A 438-nucleotide genomic window follows, 5' to 3' on the forward strand; every position below is an offset into this window, starting at 1 on the left:
GAGCTGGGTTTAGAACGTCGTGAGACAGTTCGGTCCCTATCCGCTGCGTGCGTAGGAAATTTGTGGAGGCCTGTCCTTAGTACGAGAGGACCGGGACGGACGAACCTCTGGTGTGCCAGTTGTACCGCCAGGTGCATGGCTGGTTGGCTACGTTCGGGAAGGATAACCGCTGAAAGCATCTAAGCGGGAAGCCTGCTTCGAGATGAGATTTCCAACCCCACTTGTTGGGGGTGAGGTGTCCTATAGATTATGGGTTTGATAGGCCGGGTATGGAAGCACTGTAAGGTGTGGAGTTGACTGGTACTAATACGCCGATCACTCATACAACCATTTTTTGTTGGTTGGTGTGTGCGAGTAACATTTATGGGTTTCATAAGATTTTAACGAGTCACGTTATGTGTGGTGTTCGCGTTCGCTGTACGGTTCTTGGACCGCTAC

The 438-nt window shown here is 51.1% G+C and carries 1 rRNA gene; it reads left to right on the forward strand.

From position 1 onward, the window contains the following. Positions 1-328: ribosomal RNA gene (locus FO013_RS22230) — 23S ribosomal RNA — on the forward strand; the annotation flags it as partial. Positions 329-438: the final 110 nt, after the last annotated feature.

Source organism: Brevibacterium aurantiacum, assembly GCF_007558825.1.
In the GTDB taxonomy this organism is placed as follows: Bacteria; Actinomycetota; Actinomycetes; order Actinomycetales; family Brevibacteriaceae; genus Brevibacterium; species Brevibacterium aurantiacum_A.